Below are 17,768 nucleotides of genomic sequence, written 5' to 3'. Positions count from 1 at the left end.
TCTGCTGAGATCGGCGTCCGCAGCGCGTCAGCGCTTCGGCCAGTGCCAACGCGGCTGGTCGAGCGGACCCTCGCGGCCGGCGACGAGCGTCTCGCCGTGCTGCTTCTCGAGCTCGACGCGCGTGCCGCCGAGCGCGGCGACGAGCTGCTGCTGGTGCGTGACCACGACGACCTGCGTCTGCTCGGCCGCGCGGCGGATGAGGGATGCGAGCGGCGCGATGAGCTCGGCGTGCAGGCTGCGCTCGGGCTCGTTGAGCACCACGAGGCTCGGCCGCTCGAGCGAGGTGAGCGCGGCGAGCAGCAGCAGGAACTGCAGCGTGCCGTCGGAGAGCTCGGCGGCGGTGAGGAGGCGCAGCATGCCCGGCTGGCGGAGCGCGGGCGTCATGCGACCCTCGACCATCACCGTCTCGAGCCGCGAGCCGTCGAAGGCGTCGGCGACGGCGCGCTCGATGTCGCGATCGAAGCCGCCCTCGATCGACGTGCGCAGGACGGCGGCGAGGTTGGCGCCGTCGTCGTCGAGCCGCGGACTGCGCGTGCCGACCTGCGGCTGCCGCGCGGGTGAGCCCGCGTCGGTGCGGAGCGCGTCGTGGAAGCGCCACTGGCGCATCGAACGCCGCACGCCCGCGAGCTCCGCCGCGTCGGCCGCACCCGCATGCTCGTCGAGGACCGACTCCCACGTCCGGAGGCCACGTGTCACCTCGCGCCAGCCGTCGTCGCCGCGCACGCGCGCGAGCGGCCCGCGGCGCTCGACGAGCACGCTCGCCGGCCGCGGGTCGGGGCCGGCGAAGACGTGCTCCTGCTTGATGTGGGGGTCGCGGTCGAAGAGGCTCTGCTCGGGGATCGGCAGCCCGAGGTCGATCGCGTAGCCGAGCCCTTCGATCGAGGCGAAGCCGAGCCTGAGCGCGACGGGACCCGTGCGGATGAGGCCCTGCGTGGGCCCGCCGTCGCGCACCGCGCGGGCGATCCGCTCCGGGCCCGCCCAGCGCACCGCATCCAGTCCCCCGTCGAGGGCGAGCTCGCCCACCGCGTGCGCCCGCCCCGCCGCGGCGAGCAGGCGCAGCGCGCGATACAGGCTCGACTTGCCGCTGCCGTTGCGGCCCGTCACGACCGTGAGCTGCCCCAGGTCGAGAACGAGCGAGCGGATCGAGCGGTAGCCCTCGATCGCGAGGCGGTCGATCACGGCGCCGCGAGCGCGTCGGGCCCCTCGGTGACGAGCACGTGGAACTGCGCGGCGTCGAGGATGCGCACGCCGAGCGACTCGGCCTTCGCGAGCTTCGAGCCGGCGCCCGGGCCGGCGGCGACGAAGTCGGTCTTCTTCGACACGCTCGAGGCGGCCTTGCCGCCGGCGGCCATGATCGCCTCCTCGGCGCCCTCGCGCGTGTAGCCCTCGAGCGAGCCGGTGGCGACGACCGTGAGGCCGACGAGCACGCCGCCGCGCTCGGCTGCCGCGCCGGGACCGGGGTGACCCGGGGTCGCGAAGCGCACGCCGGCGGCGCGCCAGGCGTCGACGATCTCGCGGTGCCAGTCGACCGCGAGCCACTCGACGACCGCGTCGGCGATGATCGGGCCGACGCCCTCGACCTCGGCGAGCTCGGCGGGGGTCGCCGCCTCGATCGCCTCGAGCGACCCGAACCAGCCGGCGAGCGCGCGCGCCGCGACGGGGCCGACGTGGCGGATGTTGAGCGAGACGAGCTGCCGCCAGAGGTCCTTCGTCTTGGCTCGCTCGAGCTCGGCCAGCAGCGTCTCGGCCTGCTTCGACGGGTACGCGACCTCGACCTTCGTGATGCCCGCCTTCCGCCGCTCGGCGGGCGTCATCGACTCGGCCCCCGCCGGGTACTCGCGGCGGACGACCTGGAACGGGCGGCGCACGACCGGCTCGCCGTCGTCGAGCTTCGGCTGGCCCGTCTCGGCGTCGCGCACGACGACCTCGATCGGTACGAGCTGCTCGAGCGTCAGGGCGAACAGGCCCGCCTCGGTCGGCAACGGTGGCTCGGCCGGCACGCGTGGCTGCGTGAGCGCCGCCGCCGTGACCTCGCCGAGCGCCTCGATGTCGAGCGCGCCGCGGCTGCCGATGTGCTCGACCCGCCCCCGCACCTGCGCGGGGCAGTCCTTCGCGTTCGGGCAGCGGAGGTCGATGTCGCCCTCCTTCATCGGCCGCAGCGTCGTGCCGCACTCGGGGCAGCCCTCGGGCATGACGAACTCGCGCTCGGTGCCGTCGCGCAGCTCGACGACCGGGCCGAGCACCTCCGGGATCACGTCGCCGGCCTTCCGCAGCACGACGGTGTCGCCGATGAGCACGCCCTTGACGCGCACGACGTCCTGGTTGTGGAGGGTCGCCTGGCGCACGACCGAGCCTGCGACCTGCACGGGCGCCATGTTGGCGTAGGGCGTCGCCCGGCCGGTGCGGCCGACGCTCACGACGATGTCGAGCAGCTTCGTGTGCACCTCCTCCGGCGGGTACTTGTAGGCGATCGCCCAGCGCGGCGCGCGGCTCGTGATGCCGAGCTCGGCGTGGAGCGAGAGCTCGTCGACCTTCACGACGATGCCGTCGAGCTGGTGCTCGACCGAGTGCCGCTGCTCGCCGAAGCGCTCGACGTAGCCCACGACCTCGTCGACGCCGCGGAGCACCTCGACGTGCGGGCTCGTCGGCAAGCCCCACGACTCGAGCAGGCCGTAGACCTCGCTCTGCGCCCGGACGGGCGGGTCGCTCCACGCGCCGAAGCCGTGCACGAACATCGCGAGCGCCTCGATGCGTGCCTCGCCTGCCTCCCGCTCGAGCCCGGTCTTCTTCTCGAGCTGCTGGCGCAGGCCGCCGGAGGCGGCGTTCCGAGGGTTCGCGAACGCGGGGAAGCGCTTCGCGGCGCGATCTGCGGCGCGCTCCTCGTCGAACTCGCCGCGGCTCGCCACCGGCCGCTTCTCCCACTTCGCGCGGTCCTCGGCGATGGAGCGCTCGCGCAGCTCGGCCTGCAGGGCGTTGAGCCGCTCGAAGGCGGCGACCGGGATGAAGACCTCGCCGCGCACCTCGACGAGCTCGGGGTGACCGTCGCCCGCGAGCCGCTCAGGGATGCCGGCGACCCGCAGCGCGTTGGTCGTGACGACCTCGCCGACCCGGCCATCGCCGCGCGTCGCGGCCGAGGTGAGCACGCCGCGCTCGTAGCGCAGCGCGATCGCGAGGCCGTCGATCTTGAGCTCGGTGAGCCACGCGACCTCGCGCCCGGCAGCCGCCTCGGTCTTCGCGCACCACTCGCGCAGCTCCTCGATGGAGAAGACGTTGTCGAGGCTCAGCATGCGCTCGCGGTGCGGGGTCGTGGGCAGCCCGCTCGTCGTGCCGCCCTGCACCGACTGCGTGGGCGAGTCCTGGCTCTGCAGCTCGGGGTGCTCCCGCTCGAGCGCGTCGAGCTCGCGCACGAGCGCGTCGTACTCGGCGTCGGACATGATCGATGCGTCGCGGTCGTAGTAGGCGGCGCTCGCCTCCTCGATCCGCGCTCGCAGCTCCTGCGCCCGCTCGTTCGCGTCGCTGAGCGAGCCCTCTGCACCGATTCCCACCATGCGTTCATTCTGCACACAGCGACCCACAGGGAGGCTGGCGGCGTCCGGGCAATCCGGCGGTGCCCGGGCTCCGAACCCAGCACGACCGGCGCACGTCACCGAGACGGGCACCTCACCGCCGGCCGGACCTCAAGGAGGAAGCAATGTCCCGCTCACCGAATCGCCTCGTCGCCACCATCTTCGGCGCCGTCTACCTGCTCGTCGGCCTCATGGGCCTCTTCGTCGCCGGCACGAACATCGTCGGCGAGGAGGGTGGCCTGCTGCTCGGCGTCTTCCAGGTCAACCACCTGCACAACATCGTCCACCTCGCGATCGGCGCGGCGCTCCTGCTCGCGGGTCTGCGCAGCACCGCAGCGGCCAAGCGCGTGAACGTCATCGTCGGCGCGGTCTACCTGCTCGTCGGCATCGTGGGCTTCTTCATCGTCGACACGGCGGCGAACATCCTCGCCCTCAACACGCCCGACCACTTCCTGCACCTCGGGTCGGCGATCGTGCTGCTCGGCGTCGGCCTCGCGCTCGACCGCGACACGACGTCGCGCCGCGCGGCCGTCTAGGCGAGCCGGTGGCGTCACTGGCGCAGCTCGGCGGCGCCATCGCCGCGCTGGGGGCGGCGCTCATCGCACTCGCGGTGGGCGCCACCGCTCCGCTGTGGCTCGCCGTGCCGCTCCTCGCAGCCGGCGTCGGCCAGGCGATCGTCTCGGTGCTCGCGCTGCGCGGCGCGAAGCTCACGGTCGCGGCCGTCGCGACACCGCTGCTGCTCCCGACCCTCGCGTGGCTCGCGACGCTGCTCGTGGTTCGCGACCCAGCCGCATCCCTGCCGCTCGGGCCGATGCTCGCCGAGTCGGCGCTCGCGCTCACCGCCGCCGGCCTGCTCGGGCGCCGGTCGCGCGCGACGGGGGCTCCGGCACCGATCGCGTCACTGCTCGTGCTCGTCGGCGCCGCGGTCGTCGTCGCGCCCGTCGCGACCATCGCGCTCACCGGCACGCACGCGGGCGCCTTCGCGCAGCCGCACGGCGAGCACGGCGTCGTGCTCGATGTCGACGAGCACGTCGGGCACTAGCCGGGGCCTCGCTCAGCCTCCGTCGGGGCCGGCGAGCGTCTGCTGGTAGAGCGCGAGCCGCCACGCGTCGTCGACCCGCACGTACGCGCTCGACATGCGGGCGACGAAGTCGGTGCCGTCGCGCCGCGCGACGCCGGTGTAGACGAGCGCAGCCGACTCCGCGCCGAGCGTGACGATGCGCGGCTCTCGGATCTCGAACGTCGCCCACGGCGGCGCCTGCCCGAGCGAGGCGACGACCGCTGCGCGGTCGAGCACCGATCCGTCGACGAGCACCATCAGGCCGTCGTCGGTCATGAGCCGACCGTAGAAGTCGTCGCCGGTCGACTCGCACAGCGAGCGCCAGCCCGCTCGCTCGAGCGCGAGCAGCTCGTCGAGCGCGGTCACGCAGCGCCCGCCTCGGCGAGGTGCCCTGCAGCATCAGCGGCCACGGTCCGGTCGATCGTGACTTGCCCGAGCACGCGCGTGCCGTCGTAGAGCACGGCCGACTGCCCGGTCGCGACGCCCGACAGGGGCTCGGCCGGGTCGATGACGAGCTCGTCGCCGACCATGCGCGCGAAGGCCGGCACGGGGTCGGCGTGCGCGCGGATCTGCACCTCGACGTCCAGGCCGTCGGCGAGCTGCGGATGCGGTGCGCCGGCGTGGGAGATGCGGGTGCCGGCCACGCGCACGACCGCGAGGGCCTCCTTGGGGCCGACGACGAGCTGCCGGGACTGCGGCTTGACCTCGAGCACGAAGCGCGGCCGGCCGTCGGGCGAGGGGACGCCGAGCGACATGCCGCGGCGCTGGCCGACGGTGTAGCCGTGCACGCCCTCGTGCGAGCCGACGACGCGGCCGTCGCGGTCGACGATCTCGCCCGGCTCGGCGCCGAGCCGATCGGCGAGGAAGCCGCGGGTGTCGCCGTCGGGGATGAAGCAGATGTCGTGGCTGTCGGGCTTCTGCGCGAGCAGGAACCCGCGCTCGGCGGCCTCGGCGCGCACCTCGGCCTTCGTCGGGGTCTCGGCGAGCGGGAACCAGCAGTGCTCGAGCTGCGCGGCGGTGAGCACGCCGAGCACGTACGACTGATCCTTCGCCCAGTCGGCGGCGCGGTGCAGCTCGGCACCGCGCTCGGTGCGCTCGACGCGCGCGTAGTGCCCGGTGACGACGCGGTCGAACCCGAGCCCGATCGCGCGATCGAGGAGCGCCTCGAACTTGATCTTCTCGTTGCACCTCAGGCACGGGTTCGGCGTCCGGCCCGCGGCGTACTCGTCGACGAAGTCCTGCACGACGGCGTCGGCGAAGCGCTCGGAGAAGTCCCACACGTAGAACGGGATGCCGAGCCGGTCGGCGACGCGACGCGCATCCATCGCGTCCTCGACGGTGCAGCAGCCGCGGCTGCCGGTGCGGAGCGTGCCGGGCATGCGGCTGAGCGCGAGGTGGACGCCCACGACCTCGTGCCCGGCGTCGACGGCACGCGCGGCGGCGACGGCGGAGTCGACCCCGCCGGACATCGCGGCCAGCACCTTCATGCCGACAAGGCTATCGAGCGCCAGCCATCTCGTAGCCGGAGGTGCCAGTCTGTCAGCGTGACCGCTGCGCCGCTCACGATCTCGGTCGTGATCCCCGTGCTCGACGACGAGCGCGCGCTCGCGCGCTGCCTCGAGCGGCTCGCCGCGCAGTCGGTCGCGCCGCTCGAGGTGGTCGTGGTCGACAACGGCAGCGCCGACGGCTCGGCCGACGTCGCGCGCGCCGCCGGCGCGCGCGTCGTGGAGGAGCCGGTGCGCGGCATCCCGGCGGCGGCGGCCGCGGGCTACGACGCGGCGATCGGCGACGTCATCGCGCGCTGCGACGCCGACTCGATCGTCCCGACCGACTGGATCGAGCGCATCCGGGACGCCTTCGCCGCCGACCCGGCGCTCGAGGGGCTCACCGGCCCCGGCCGGTTCGTCGACCTGCCGCGAGCGTGGCGCGGGATCGCGAGCCTCGCCTACGCCGCCGGCACGTTCGGCGCGAGCGGCGCGGCGATCGCGAACGTGCCGCTGTGGGGCTCGAACATGGCGCTGCGCCGCACCGCGTGGGCGGCGGTCTCGGCCGACGTCGAGCGGCTCGACGCGAGCGTGCACGACGACCTCGACCTGACGATGCGGCTCGGCCCGCGCGCCCGGCTGCGCTTCGAGCCGCGGCTGCAGGTCGGCGCCGAGGGGCGCATGTTCCACAGCCGAGCCGCCGCGCGGGGCCGCGTCGCGATGGCGATGCGCACCTTCCGTCGCAACTGGGCGATCGACGGCTCAGCCGGCCGCCGCTGGCTGCACCGGGTCTCGGGCCGCGGCCTGCTCGAGCGGGAGGGGCGGCCGTGAGCTGGCTCGAGGGGCAGGACCGCTGGCTGCCGACCGATTGGCTGCGCGTCGCGATCGCCGTCTCGGTGCCTGCGGCCTACCTCGTCGCGGGCGGCCCGGCGGCCGCGGCGATGCTGCTCGCGCTCGGCGGCACGATGGCGCTGCGCTTCGCCCGCATGAGCGTGCCCGCCGACATCGTCGGGCAAGCGGTGCTCGGCGGCTCCGCCTGGTTCGCGGCGATCGGCGCGTACCAGGCCGTGCCGGGCCTCGACCTCGCGTCGCACCTCGCGAGCGGCGCGGTGCTCGCGCTGCTGACCCGCACGATCCTGCTGCGCTCGGGACTGCTGCCGGCGGAGCCGGGCGGCCGCGCGGCCCGCGTGCTGCACGTGACGACGGCGGTCGCGATGCTGGGCCTGCTGTGGGAGCTCGGCGAGTGGGCGGGCCACGCGTTCATCACGCCCGACATCGGCGTCGGCTACGAGGACACGCTCACCGACCTCGTCGCCGACGCGATCGGCGCGCTCATCGCCGCGGTCGCGGTCGAGTCCGGCGAGCGGCGGGAGCGCGGCCGGGCGGCCGCCGATGCCGCGACGACCGGCACGGCAGCGGACGATCCGGCAGCGGAGCTGCGCGAGCGCGAGCGCTGAAGCGCCCCGGCGGGCGCGCGCTCAGCCGAGCGAGCGCGCGCGCTCGACGGCGCTCGGCAGGGCTGCGAGCAGCGCCTCGACCTCTGCCTCGGTCGTCGTGCGACCGAGCGAGAGCCGCAGCGGCGCGGCGCCCTCGACGCCGCACGCGCGCACGACGTGCGACTCGCGAGCGACGCCGGCGGAGCACGCCGAGCCGTTCGAGACCGCGAAGCCCGCCTCGTCGAGCAGGAACTGCAGCGCCTCGCCGCTCGCGCCCTCGACCACGAGGTGCGCGATGTGCGGCAGCCGCTCGTCGGCCGTGAGGATCCGCACGGCCGGCAGCGACGAGGCGAGCGAGCGGATGCGGTCGGTGAGGGCCACGAGGCGCGTGGCCTCGGCGTCGAGCTCGGCGCGCGCCTCCTCCGCAGCGAGCGCGAAGAGCGAGGCCCCGAGCGCGTCCTGCGTGCCGGAGCGGAGGCCGCGCTGCTGCCCGCCGCCGTGGTGGAGCGCCTCGATCCGCACGTCGCGGCCGACGACGAGCGCGCCGACGCCGTGCGGGCCGCCGATCTTGTGGCTCGCGACGCTCATGAGCGACGCGCCCGAGTCGTCGAACCGCAGCGGCACGTGCCCGAAGGCGCCCACGGCGTCGAGGTGGAGGGGCACGCCCGCGCGCGCCGACGCATCCGACGCCTCGCGCACGGGCTGGAGCGAGCCGACCTCGTTGCTCGCGACGAGCATCGTCGCGACCGCGGCGCCGCCCTGCTCGAGCGCCGCGCGGAAGGCCTCGAGGTCGGTCACCGCCTGCTCGTCGACGCCCACCCAGCGCACGGGGGCGCCGTGCGCCTCGAGCCACGCGACGGCGTCGAGCGTCGCGTGGTGCTCGGCGACGGGCACGACGATCGCGCCCGCAGCGCCGGCGTCGCGAGCCGCCCACCACGCGCCCTTGAGCGCGAGGTTGATCGACTCGGTGCCGCCGGAGGTGAGCACGACCTCGGTCGGGTGGCACCCGAGGGCGATCGCGAGGCGCTCGCGCGCCTCCTCGAGCACCGCCCGGGCGCGCTGGCCCTCGCGGTGCGTCGACGCGGGGTTCGCGAGCGGCTCCGCCGTCGCGAGCGCCTGCCGCACCGACTCGCGCATCGGCGTCGAGGCGGCGTGATCGAACTGGTGCACGCTCCCCTACCCTAGAGCGCGTGAGTGCGGGCGACGAGCGGGTGCGGGGCATCGCGCCCACCGCGATCGGCCACCGGCTCACCGTCTGGTCGCGCCACGCGACGGCGATGGAGCTGCGGGTGTTCGACGCGGGCGACCCCGACTGGCTGCTGCACGCGCTCCCGATGGAGCGCGTCGGCGACGAGTTCACGATCGACACCGAGCTGCTGCAGGTCGGCACCCCGTACGCGATCGGCGTGGAGGGGCCGGTGGGGCCCGGGCACGCCTTCGATCCGGCGCGGAACGCCATCCCGCCGCACGCGCGCGGCATCGTGCGCACGCCCCACGGCCAGCACCGCGCGACGGTCACCGACGACGCCTTCGACTGGGGCGACGCCCTGCGGCCGCGCGTCCGCCGCGACCGGCAGGTGATCTACGAGGCGCACGTCAAGGGCATGACGAAGCTGAGCCCCCACATGCCGCCCGAGCTCCGCGGCACCTACGCGGGCCTCGCGCATCCGTCGACCATCCGGTACCTGCAGGAGCTCGGCGTCACGACCGTGCAGCTGCTGCCGATCCACCTGTTCGTCTCCGAGCAGCGCCTGATCCGCCAGGGCAGGGTCAACCACTGGGGCTACAACTCGCTCAGCTGGTTCGCGCCGCACAGCGCCTACGCCTCGCGGCAAGCGCAGTTCGACGGCACGGGCGGCGTGCTGCGCGAGGTCAAGGGCATGGTGCGCCTGCTGCACGAGGCGGGGCTGCAGGTCTTCCTCGACGTCGTCTACAACCACACGTCGGAGGAGGGCGCCGACGGCCCGCCGTCGAGCCTGCGGCTCATCGACAACGCGTCGTACTACCGCCTCGACGACGAGGGACGGCCCATCGACTGGACCGGCTGCGGCAACACCCTCGACGCCTCCGAGCCCGCGGCGCAGGAGCTCGTGCTCGACTCGCTGCGCTACTGGCACCGCGAGATGCAGATCGACGGCTTCCGCTTCGACCTCGCCGTCACGCTCGGGCGGGGCGCCCACGGCGCCTTCAACCCTCGGCACCCGCTGCTGCAGCGCATCCTCGCCGACCCCGCACTCTCCGAGGCGACGATGATCGCCGAGCCGTGGGACATCGGTCCCGACGGCTGGCAGACCGGCCGCTTCCCCACCGGCTTCTCGGAGTGGAACGACCGCTTCCGCGACACCGCCCGGCAGTTCTGGCTCAGCGACTACCGCTCCTTTCGGCAGGGCGGCGACGGCGCGACGGGCGTCGGCCCGCTCGCGCACGCCGTCTCGGGCTCGGAGGGCCTGTTCGCCTCCGAGCGCGGGCCCGTCGAGAGCGTGAGCTTCATCACCGCGCACGACGGGTTCACGCTCGCCGACCTCGTGCGCTACGACCGCAAGCACAACGAGGCCAACGGCGAGGACGGCCGCGACGGCGCCGGCGACAACCGCTCCTTCAACCACGGCGTCGAGGGGCCGAGCGACGACATCGGCATCGAGCTCGACCGCCGGAAGTCGATGCGCAACCTGCTCGGCACGCTGCTCGTCTCGGCCGGCCTCCCGATGCTCACGATGGGCGACGAGATCGGGCGCTCCCAGCGCGGCAACAACAACGCCTACAACCAGGACTCGGCCCTCACGTGGATGCGGTGGGAGCGGGAGGGCTGGCAGGTCGCGTTCCTCGAGCAGACGAAGCGCCTGCTGCGGCTGCGGCGCGCGCACCCGGCGCTGCGGCCCCGCGAGTACGGCCAGGGCGGCCAGCGCGTCGCGGGGGCCTCGCGGCTCGACTGGTACAACGCCGACGGCCTGCACATGACGATCGACGACTGGGACCACTCCCACGACCGCACGATGCAGATGCTCGCCGAGTCGACGTCGGTCGACGAGCCCTACTCGCGCGTGCTCGTCGTCTTCCACGGCTCGCCGCGCGAGCGGATCGTCGTGGTGCCGGAGGCCGACGGCGCGACCGGCTTCGAGCTGCTGTGGGACTCGGCGCTCGACGGCGCGGGCGACGAGCTCGTCGCGCCGGGCGGCGAGATCTCGATCACGCCCATGAGCCTGCGCGTCTACGCCGTGCACGGGATGCCCGCGGCCGGAGTGCCGGAGCCGACGGTCGCGCGCTACCGCACGCCGCCGTCGGCCCCGACGACCGAGCAGGGCTCCCCGAGCGGTCAGCCCTTCGCGTAGGCGACGAGGCCGAGCTCGACCTCGGAGTCGAGCATCGGGTGCTGCGGCACGACGCGCACGGTGTAGCCGAAGGTGCCGGCGACCGGGAGCTGCACCTGCACCTCGAAGCGGTGCGCGTCGCCCTCGACCGCGACGGGCTCGAGCGCGTAGCGGCGCGTGCCGCGCAGCTCCCCCTCCTCGGTCATCCTGCCGGCGACGACCTCGACCTTGACGTCCGACTCCGGGATGCCGTCGAGCGCGACGTAGGCGCGCACGAGCACGGTGTCGCCGATGACCGGGGGCGTGTCGACCCCCTCGACCTCGACGTGGCGCACCTCGATGCGCCCGAACGACTCCCGCATCCGCCCCGTGAACGCCGCGAGCTCGCGCCCCGCCCGGTAGCCGTCGGCCGTCGCGATCGCCGAGGCGCGCGCCGCGGGCGCGTAGAGCCGCGAGACGTACTCGGCGAGCATCCGCTCGGCCGAGAGCTCGGGGCTCAAGGTCGCGAGCGTGTGCCGGATCGACTCGATCCACGCGGTCGGCAGGCCGCGCTCGTCGCGCTCGTAGAAGCGCGGCGCGACCTGGTGCTCGATGATCTCGTAGAGCGCGTTGGCCTCGAACGCGTCGCGCTGCGCCGCATCCATCTGCTCGTGCGCCGACGGGATCGCCCAGCCGTTCTTGCCGTCGAAGTACTCGTCCCACCAGCCGTCGAGGATCGACAGGTTGAGCGAGCCGTTGAGCGCAGCCTTCATGCCCGACGTGCCGCACGCCTCGAGCGGCCGCAGCGGATTGTTGAGCCACACGTCGCAGCCCGGGTAGAGCGACTTCGCCATCGAGATGTCGTAGTTCTCGAGGAAGACGATGCGGCCGCGCACCTCCGGCTCCTGCGAGAAGCGCACGAGCTCCTGGATGAGGCCCTTGCCGGCCTCGTCGGCCGGGTGCGACTTGCCCGCGATGATGAGCTGCACGGGGCGCTCGGGGTGCGTGAGCAGCGCCCGCAGCCGGTCGCGGTCGTGCAGCATGAGCGTGAGCCGCTTGTACGTCGGCACGCGACGCGCGAACCCGATCGTCAGCACGTCGGGGTCGAGCATCTCGTCGATCCAGCGCGGGGCCACGCCCTCGTTGCGCTCGTGCTTGACGCGCGTGCGGGCGCGCGCATCCTCGATCGTCTGCCGGCGCATCTCGTTGCGCGCCGTCCAGATCGTCTCGTCCGAGACGGCGTCGGAGGCCCAGTCGCAGCGCGTCGTGTCGAGCGTGCCGAGCTCGCGCTCGGCGAGGTGCTTGAGCACGGGCGAGGTCCAGGTGGATGCGTGCACGCCGTTGGTCACGGACGTGATCGGCAGCTCATCGGTGTCGAAGCCGGGCCAGCGGTCCTGGAACATCGAGCGGCTCACGGCGCCGTGGAGCTTCGAGACGCCGTTCGCGCGCTGCGCGATCGAGAAGCCGAGCTGCGCCATGTTGAAGATGTTCGGGTCGCTCTCGCGGCCGAGCGCGAGCACGCGGTCGACGTCGATGCCCGGCACGAGCTCGCCCGTCAGGTGGCTGCGCACGAGCTCGACGTCGAAGCGGTCGATGCCCGCGGGCACGGGCGTGTGGGTCGTGAAGACCGTGCCGGCGCGCACGACCGCGAGCGCCTCGTCGAAGCCGAGGCCCTCGCGCGAGATGAGCTGCGACATGCGCTCGACGCCGAGGAAGCCGGCGTGGCCCTCGTTCGAGTGGAAGACCCCCGGCCGCGGCGCGCCCGTGAGCTCGCTGTAGACGTCGAGGGCACGCACGCCGCCGATGCCGAGCAGCAGCTCCTGCTGCAGCCGGTGCTCGCCGCCGCCGCCGTAGAGCCGGTCGGCGACGCCGCGCAGGTCGTCGTCGTTCTCGTGGATGTTCGTGTCGAGCAGGAGGAGCGGCACGCGGCCGATCGTGGCCTGCCAGATGCGCGCGTGGAGCGTGCGGGCGCCCGGCAGGGCGATCGAGACCGTCGCGTGCTCGCCGTCGGGGCGCCGCAGGATCGTGAGCGGCAGGCCGTCGGGGTCGAGCACCGGGTAGGCCTCCTGCTGCCAGCCCTCGCGCGAGATCGCCTGCTTGAAGTAGCCGGCCTGGTAGAAGAGCCCGACGCCCACGATCGGCACGCCGAGGTCGCTCGCGGCCTTGAGGTGGTCGCCCGCGAGGATGCCGAGGCCGCCGGAGTACTGCGGCAGCGCGCTCGTGATGCCGAACTCGGGCGAGAAGTAGGCGATCGACTCGGGCACGTCCTCGAGCGACTGGTACCAGCGCGCTTGCGACAAGTAGTCGTCGAGCTCGTCGGCGAGCGCGTCGACGCGGGCGACGAAGGCGTCGTCGGCGGCGAGCTGCCCCAGCCGCTCGGTGCCGACCCAGCCCAGCAGCTGCAGCGGGTCGTGCCCGGTCGCGCGCCAGCCCTCGAGCGAGATCTCGCGGAAGAGCTCGCGGGTCGGCTCGTGCCACGACCAGCGCAGGTTCGAGGCCAGCTGCTCGAGGCGGCGCAGGCGCTCGGGGAGGGACGTGCGGACGGTGAACTTGCGAATCGCTCTCACGGGTCCAGAGCCTAGTCGGCGACTGTCCGCGCGCTCGCAGGAGCGGTGGGTAGGTTGTGGTCGTGGCGAAGCAGATGGATGTCCTGTCCGGCCGGATCCCGGTGCTCGACCTGTACCCGCAGCAGCCCGGGAACACGTTCCCGGCGAAGGCGGTGGAGGGCGACGTGATCCCGTTCCGCGCGGTCGCGTTCCGCGAGGGTCACGACCGCATCGGCGTGACGCTCGTGCTGCGCTCCCCCTCCGGGCGCGAGCGGCGCGTGCCGATGGAGCCGCTCGGCGACGGCTTCGACCGCTGGCGGGCGCTCGCGCAGGTCGACGACCGCGGCACGTGGCGATGGCACGTCGAGGCCTGGGCCGACGAGTGGGCGACGTGGCACCACAACGCCGAGATCAAGATCCCGGCCGACATCGACACCGAGCTCATGGCCACGATCGGCGCGCAGCTGCTGAGCCGCGCGGCGAAGAGCGCGACCGGCGCCGACGCGACGCTCCTCGCGGGCGCGGCGAAGGCGCTCGGCGACTCGCGCGCCCCGATCCTGCAGCGCTGGGCGTCCGTCAACGACCCCGCCATCCTCGACGCGGTCGACCGCCACCGCCCGCGGTCGCTCGAGACCGCATCCGCCGAGCTCGAGCTGCGCGTCGAGCGCACGCGCGCGGCCGTCGGCGCCTGGTACGAGTTCTTCCCGCGCTCCGAGGGCGCCGTGCGGCGCAGCGACGGCACCTGGCGCTCCGGCACGTTCGAGACGGCCGCCAAGCGGCTGCCGGCCGTCAAGGCCATGGGCTTCGACGTGCTCTACCTGCCGCCCGTGCACCCCATCGGCGAGGTCAACCGCAAGGGCCGCAACAACACCCTCACGCCGCAGCCGGGCGATCCGGGCAGCCCGTGGGCGATCGGCTCGAAGCACGGCGGTCACGACGCGATCCACCCCGACCTCGGCACGATCGACGACTTCCGCGCGTTCGTGGCGAAGGCGGCGGATGCCGGGCTCGAGGTCGCGATGGACCTCGCCCTCCAGGCCGCGCCCGACCACCCGTGGGTCACCGAGCATCCGGAGTGGTTCACGACCCTCCCCGACGGCTCGATCGCCTTCGCCGAGAACCCGCCGAAGAAGTACCAGGACATCTACCCCATCAACTTCGACAACGACCCCGAGGGGATCGTCGCCGAGGTGCGCCGCATCATCGACCAGTGGATCGCGTGCGGCGTGCGCATCTTCCGCGTCGACAACCCGCACACGAAGCCGCTGTGGTTCTGGGAGCGCACCATCCGCGAGGTGAACGAGGAGCACGGCGACATCGTCTTCCTCGCCGAGGCCTTCACCCGGCCCGCGGTGATGCAGGCGCTCGGCAAGGTCGGCTTCCAGCAGTCGTACACGTACTTCGCCTGGCGCAACACGAAGGCCGAGCTCGAGGAGTACCTGCAGGAGGTCTCCGGCGAGCAGGCCGCGTGGTTCAAGCCCGCGTTCTGGGTCAACACCCCCGACATCCTCACCGAGTACCTGCAGTTCGGCGGCGTGCCCGCGTTCAAGGTGCGCGCGGCCATCGCCGCGACCGCGGTGCCGACGTGGGGCATGTACGCCGGCTACGAGCTCATCGAGGCGGTCGCGCGCCCCGGCGCGGAAGAGGCGATCGACAACGAGAAGTACGAGTACAAGCCGCGCGACTGGGAGCAGGCCGAGCGCAACGGCACGACGATCGCCCCGTACATCACCCGGCTCAACGAGATCCGTGCGGAGCACCCGGCGATCCGCCAGCTGTGGGCGCTCGACGTGCACTGGTCGGACGACGACGCGGTCCTCGTCTACTCGAAGCGCGTCGAGGGCCGCTTCACCGAGACCGGCGAGGACGACACGATCATCGTGATCGCGAACGTCGACCCGCACTCGGCGCGCCAGACGACCGTGCACCTCGACCTGACGAAGCTCGGCCTGCGGCCCGGCGACCGGTTCGAGGCCCACGACCTCATCAGCGGCGAGACCTGGACGTGGAGCGACCACAACTTCGTGCGGCTCGACGCCTTCGTCGAGCCCGCGCACATCATCCACGTACGACGATCGGAGGCATGATGCTCGACGACGCAACCCTCCGCCGCCTCGCCGAGGGAGCGCATCCGCTGCCCCACGACCTGCTGGGCGCGCACCCGATCGACAGCGCGACGCACCTCGTGCGGGCCGTGCGGCACCTCGCCGACGGCGTCGCGGTCGTGGGCGAGGCGGAGACGCCGATGGAGCACCTCGGGCACGGGGTGTGGGAAGCCACGGTGACCGGCCCCATCCGCCCCTATCGCTTGCGCACGACCTACGGCGACGGCGGCTCGTGGGAAGCGGAGGACCCGTACCGCTTCACGCCGACGCTCGGCGAGCTCGACCTGCACCTGTGGCGCGAGGGCCGCCACGAGCAGGCGTGGAAGGTGCTCGGCTCGCGGCTGCGCGAGCACGAGGGCGTGCGGGGTGCGACGTTCGCCGTCTGGGCGCCGAACGCGCACGCGGTGCGCATCATCGGCGACTTCAACGACTGGGTCGGGCGCGGCCACGCGATGCGCTCGATGGGGGCGAGCGGCGTCTGGGAGCTGTTCGTGCCGGGCGAGCTCGAGCACGCCGCCTACAAGTACGAGATCCTCACCGACCACGGCTGGGTGACGCGCGCCGATCCGATGGCGCGCTATACCGAGGTGCCGCCAGCGACCGCGTCGAAGATCGGCACGAGCCGCTTCGCGTGGAGCGATGACGAGTGGATGCGGTCCCGGGCCGCGAGGGACCCCCACAACACCCCCATGTCGGTCTACGAGCTGCACTTCGGCTCGTGGCGGCCGGGCCTCGACTACCGCGAGATGGCCGATGCGCTCATCGAGCACCTCGAGCTGACGGGCTTCACGCACGTCGAGTTCATGCCGCTCGCCGAGCACCCCTTCGGCGGCTCGTGGGGCTACCAGGTCACCGGCTACTACGCGCCCACGAGCCGCTTCGGCCACCCCGACGACCTGCGCTACCTCATCGACAGGCTGCACCGCGCCGGCTACGGCGTGATCATGGACTGGGTGCCCGGCCACTTCCCGAAGGACGAGTGGGCGCTCGCGCGCTTCGACGGCCGGCCGCTCTACGAGCACCCCGACCCGCGCCGCGGCGACCAGCCCGACTGGGGCACGCACGTGTTCGACTTCGGCCGGCCGGAGGTGAAGAACTTCCTCGTCGCGAACGCCGTCTACTGGATGGAGGAGTTCCACATCGACGGCCTGCGCGTCGACGCGGTCGCCTCGATGCTCTACCTCGACTACTCGCGCAACGACGGCGAGTGGCTACCGAACGTGCACGGCGGGCGGGAGCACCTCGAGGCGATCGCGCTCCTGCAGGAGGTCAACGCGACGGTCTACCGCAGGTGCCCCGGCATCGTCATGATCGCCGAGGAGTCGACCTCGTGGCCGGGCGTCACGAAGCCGACGGACGTCGACGGGCTCGGCTTCGGGCTCAAGTGGAACATGGGCTGGATGCACGACACGCTCCAGTACATGGCGGTCGATCCGATGTACCGCTCGCACCACCACGGCGACATCACGTTCTCGTTCCTGTACGCGTTCTCGGAGCAGTTCGTGCTGCCGATCAGCCACGACGAGGTCGTGCACGGCAAGGGCTCGCTGCTGAACAAGATGCCCGGCGACCAGTGGCAGAAGCTCGCCTCGGTGCGCGCCTACCTGACGTTCATGTGGGCGCACCCCGGCAAGCAGCTGCTGTTCATGGGACAGGAGTTCGGGCAGCCGAGCGAGTGGAGCGAGGCGCGCGGCCTCGACTGGTGGATCCTCGACCAGCCGGTGCACCGCGGCCTCATGTCGCTCGTCGGCCAGCTCAACCGCGTCTACCGCGAGACCGAGGCGCTCTGGCTGCGCGACAACGAGCCGGGCGGCTTCGAGTGGATCGACGGGGGCAACTCCTCCGACAACGTCGTGGCGTTCCTGCGCTGGGGCGCCGATCGCGATCCGGTCGCGGGGATCGTCAACTTCTCCGGGCGCCCGATCGAGGGCTACCGGATGGGGCTGCCGTTCGCGGGCGCGTGGGAGGAGGTCGTGAACTCCGACGCCGTCGAGTTCGGCGGCTCAGGTGTCGGCAACCTCGGCATCGTCCACGCGGTCGACGAGCCGTGGGGCGGCCGCCCGGCGTCGGCGACGATCACGATCCCGCCGCTCGCGGGCCTGCTCCTGAAGCCGAAGGCAGCGCCTTCCCCCGCTCCGGCAGCCGCGACCGCGAGCGAGGTGACCGCCCCGCCCGCGAAGTGAGTGGCGCCTCCCGCACCTGACTGGCGCCTCCCGCACCTGAGCGGCGCCTCCCAGACCTGAGCGGCGCCTCCCGCACCTGAGCGGCGCCTCCCGCACCTGAG

The 17,768-nt window shown here is 73.3% G+C and carries 13 protein-coding genes; 7 read left to right on the top strand and 6 right to left on the bottom strand.

Annotated features, from left to right (window positions below):
• Nucleotides 1-27 precede the first annotated feature (27 nt).
• Both ACP7BI_RS08140 and ligA read right to left on the bottom strand, forming a co-directional pair.
• Nucleotides 28-1,179: an AAA family ATPase gene (locus ACP7BI_RS08140; protein WP_425844960.1), complete on the bottom strand. Its 1,152-nt coding sequence runs from the start codon at nucleotides 1,177-1,179 to the stop codon at nucleotides 28-30.
• Nucleotides 1,176-3,548, bottom strand: a complete 2,373-nt coding sequence (ligA, locus tag ACP7BI_RS08135; protein ID WP_425844959.1) for an NAD-dependent DNA ligase LigA — start codon at nucleotides 3,546-3,548, stop codon at nucleotides 1,176-1,178. The genes ACP7BI_RS08140 and ligA overlap by 4 nt, the downstream gene beginning before the upstream one ends.
• 143 nt (nucleotides 3,549-3,691) lie before the next feature.
• On the opposite strand from ligA, the gene ACP7BI_RS08130 reads away from it, so the two are divergent.
• Nucleotides 3,692-4,102, top strand: a complete 411-nt coding sequence (locus ACP7BI_RS08130) for a DUF4383 domain-containing protein (RefSeq protein ID WP_211448732.1) — start codon at nucleotides 3,692-3,694, stop codon at nucleotides 4,100-4,102.
• A gap of 8 nt (nucleotides 4,103-4,110) precedes the next feature.
• Nucleotides 4,111-4,608 carry a hypothetical protein gene (locus tag ACP7BI_RS08125; RefSeq protein ID WP_425844957.1) on the top strand — a complete coding sequence of 166 codons (498 nt, stop codon included), beginning with the start codon at nucleotides 4,111-4,113 and terminating at the stop codon, nucleotides 4,606-4,608.
• Nucleotides 4,609-4,620: 12 nt separating this feature from the next.
• Here ACP7BI_RS08125 and ACP7BI_RS08120 read toward each other — a convergent pair whose 3' ends face one another.
• Nucleotides 4,621-4,992 (bottom strand): nuclear transport factor 2 family protein, encoded by a 372-nt coding sequence (locus ACP7BI_RS08120; RefSeq protein WP_425844954.1) that lies wholly within the window; start codon nucleotides 4,990-4,992, stop codon nucleotides 4,621-4,623.
• Nucleotides 4,989-6,113, bottom strand: coding sequence for a tRNA 2-thiouridine(34) synthase MnmA (gene mnmA / locus ACP7BI_RS08115; protein WP_425844952.1), 1,125 nt, complete (start codon nucleotides 6,111-6,113; stop codon nucleotides 4,989-4,991). The genes ACP7BI_RS08120 and mnmA overlap by 4 nt, the downstream gene beginning before the upstream one ends.
• Before the next feature lie 57 nt (nucleotides 6,114-6,170).
• Here mnmA and ACP7BI_RS08110 point away from each other — a divergent pair, with 57 nt between their 5' ends.
• A complete protein-coding gene (locus tag ACP7BI_RS08110; RefSeq protein WP_425844949.1) occupies nucleotides 6,171-6,941 on the top strand; it encodes a glycosyltransferase family 2 protein in 771 nt (256 codons plus the stop codon).
• Nucleotides 6,938-7,567: a hypothetical protein gene (locus ACP7BI_RS08105; protein WP_425844947.1), complete on the top strand. Its 630-nt coding sequence runs from the start codon at nucleotides 6,938-6,940 to the stop codon at nucleotides 7,565-7,567. The genes ACP7BI_RS08110 and ACP7BI_RS08105 overlap by 4 nt, the downstream gene beginning before the upstream one ends.
• 21 nt (nucleotides 7,568-7,588) lie before the next feature.
• Here the strand turns inward: ACP7BI_RS08105 and ACP7BI_RS08100 are convergent, their stop codons facing one another.
• Nucleotides 7,589-8,716, bottom strand: coding sequence for a cysteine desulfurase family protein (locus tag ACP7BI_RS08100; RefSeq protein ID WP_425844944.1), 1,128 nt, complete (start codon nucleotides 8,714-8,716; stop codon nucleotides 7,589-7,591).
• A gap of 20 nt (nucleotides 8,717-8,736) precedes the next feature.
• On the opposite strand from ACP7BI_RS08100, the gene ACP7BI_RS08095 reads away from it, so the two are divergent.
• The gene (locus tag ACP7BI_RS08095; protein ID WP_425844942.1) at nucleotides 8,737-10,875 is read left to right on the top strand and encodes a glycogen debranching protein; all 2,139 of its coding nucleotides are present in this window, start codon (nucleotides 8,737-8,739) and stop codon (nucleotides 10,873-10,875) included.
• Here the strand turns inward: ACP7BI_RS08095 and glgP are convergent.
• The gene (gene glgP / locus ACP7BI_RS08090) at nucleotides 10,860-13,400 is read right to left on the bottom strand and encodes an alpha-glucan family phosphorylase (RefSeq protein ID WP_425844939.1); all 2,541 of its coding nucleotides are present in this window, start codon (nucleotides 13,398-13,400) and stop codon (nucleotides 10,860-10,862) included. The two genes, ACP7BI_RS08095 and glgP, sit on opposite strands and share 16 nt — an antisense overlap.
• Nucleotides 13,401-13,474: 74 nt before the next feature.
• Between glgP and ACP7BI_RS08085 the strand changes: the two genes are divergently transcribed.
• The gene (locus ACP7BI_RS08085; RefSeq protein WP_425845001.1) at nucleotides 13,475-15,466 is read left to right on the top strand and encodes an alpha-1,4-glucan--maltose-1-phosphate maltosyltransferase; all 1,992 of its coding nucleotides are present in this window, start codon (nucleotides 13,475-13,477) and stop codon (nucleotides 15,464-15,466) included.
• On the top strand, nucleotides 15,463-17,667 hold the full coding sequence (gene glgB, locus ACP7BI_RS08080; RefSeq protein WP_425844937.1) for a 1,4-alpha-glucan branching protein GlgB: 2,205 nt from the start codon (nucleotides 15,463-15,465) through the stop codon (nucleotides 17,665-17,667). The genes ACP7BI_RS08085 and glgB overlap by 4 nt, the downstream gene beginning before the upstream one ends.
• The last annotated feature ends 101 nt before the right edge of the window (nucleotides 17,668-17,768 follow it).

This window comes from Agrococcus sp. TSP3-2-1 (assembly GCF_049897585.1).
In the GTDB taxonomy this organism is placed as follows: Bacteria; Actinomycetota; Actinomycetes; order Actinomycetales; family Microbacteriaceae; genus Agrococcus.
Note: the sequence above shows the minus strand (reverse complement) of the source record. Positions and strands in the feature narration are given on the sequence as shown.

Coding starts and splice junctions, on each gene's coding strand:
- ligA (WP_425844959.1), bottom strand. CDS start 3,548: ATGGTGGGAATCGGTGCAGAGGGCTCGCTCAGCGACGCGAACGAGCGG.
- ACP7BI_RS08130 (WP_211448732.1), top strand. CDS start 3,692: ATGTCCCGCTCACCGAATCGCCTCGTCGCCACCATCTTCGGCGCCGTC.
- mnmA (WP_425844952.1), bottom strand. CDS start 6,113: ATGAAGGTGCTGGCCGCGATGTCCGGCGGGGTCGACTCCGCCGTCGCC.
- ACP7BI_RS08085 (WP_425845001.1), top strand. CDS start 13,475: ATGGATGTCCTGTCCGGCCGGATCCCGGTGCTCGACCTGTACCCGCAG.
- glgB (WP_425844937.1), top strand. CDS start 15,463: ATGATGCTCGACGACGCAACCCTCCGCCGCCTCGCCGAGGGAGCGCAT.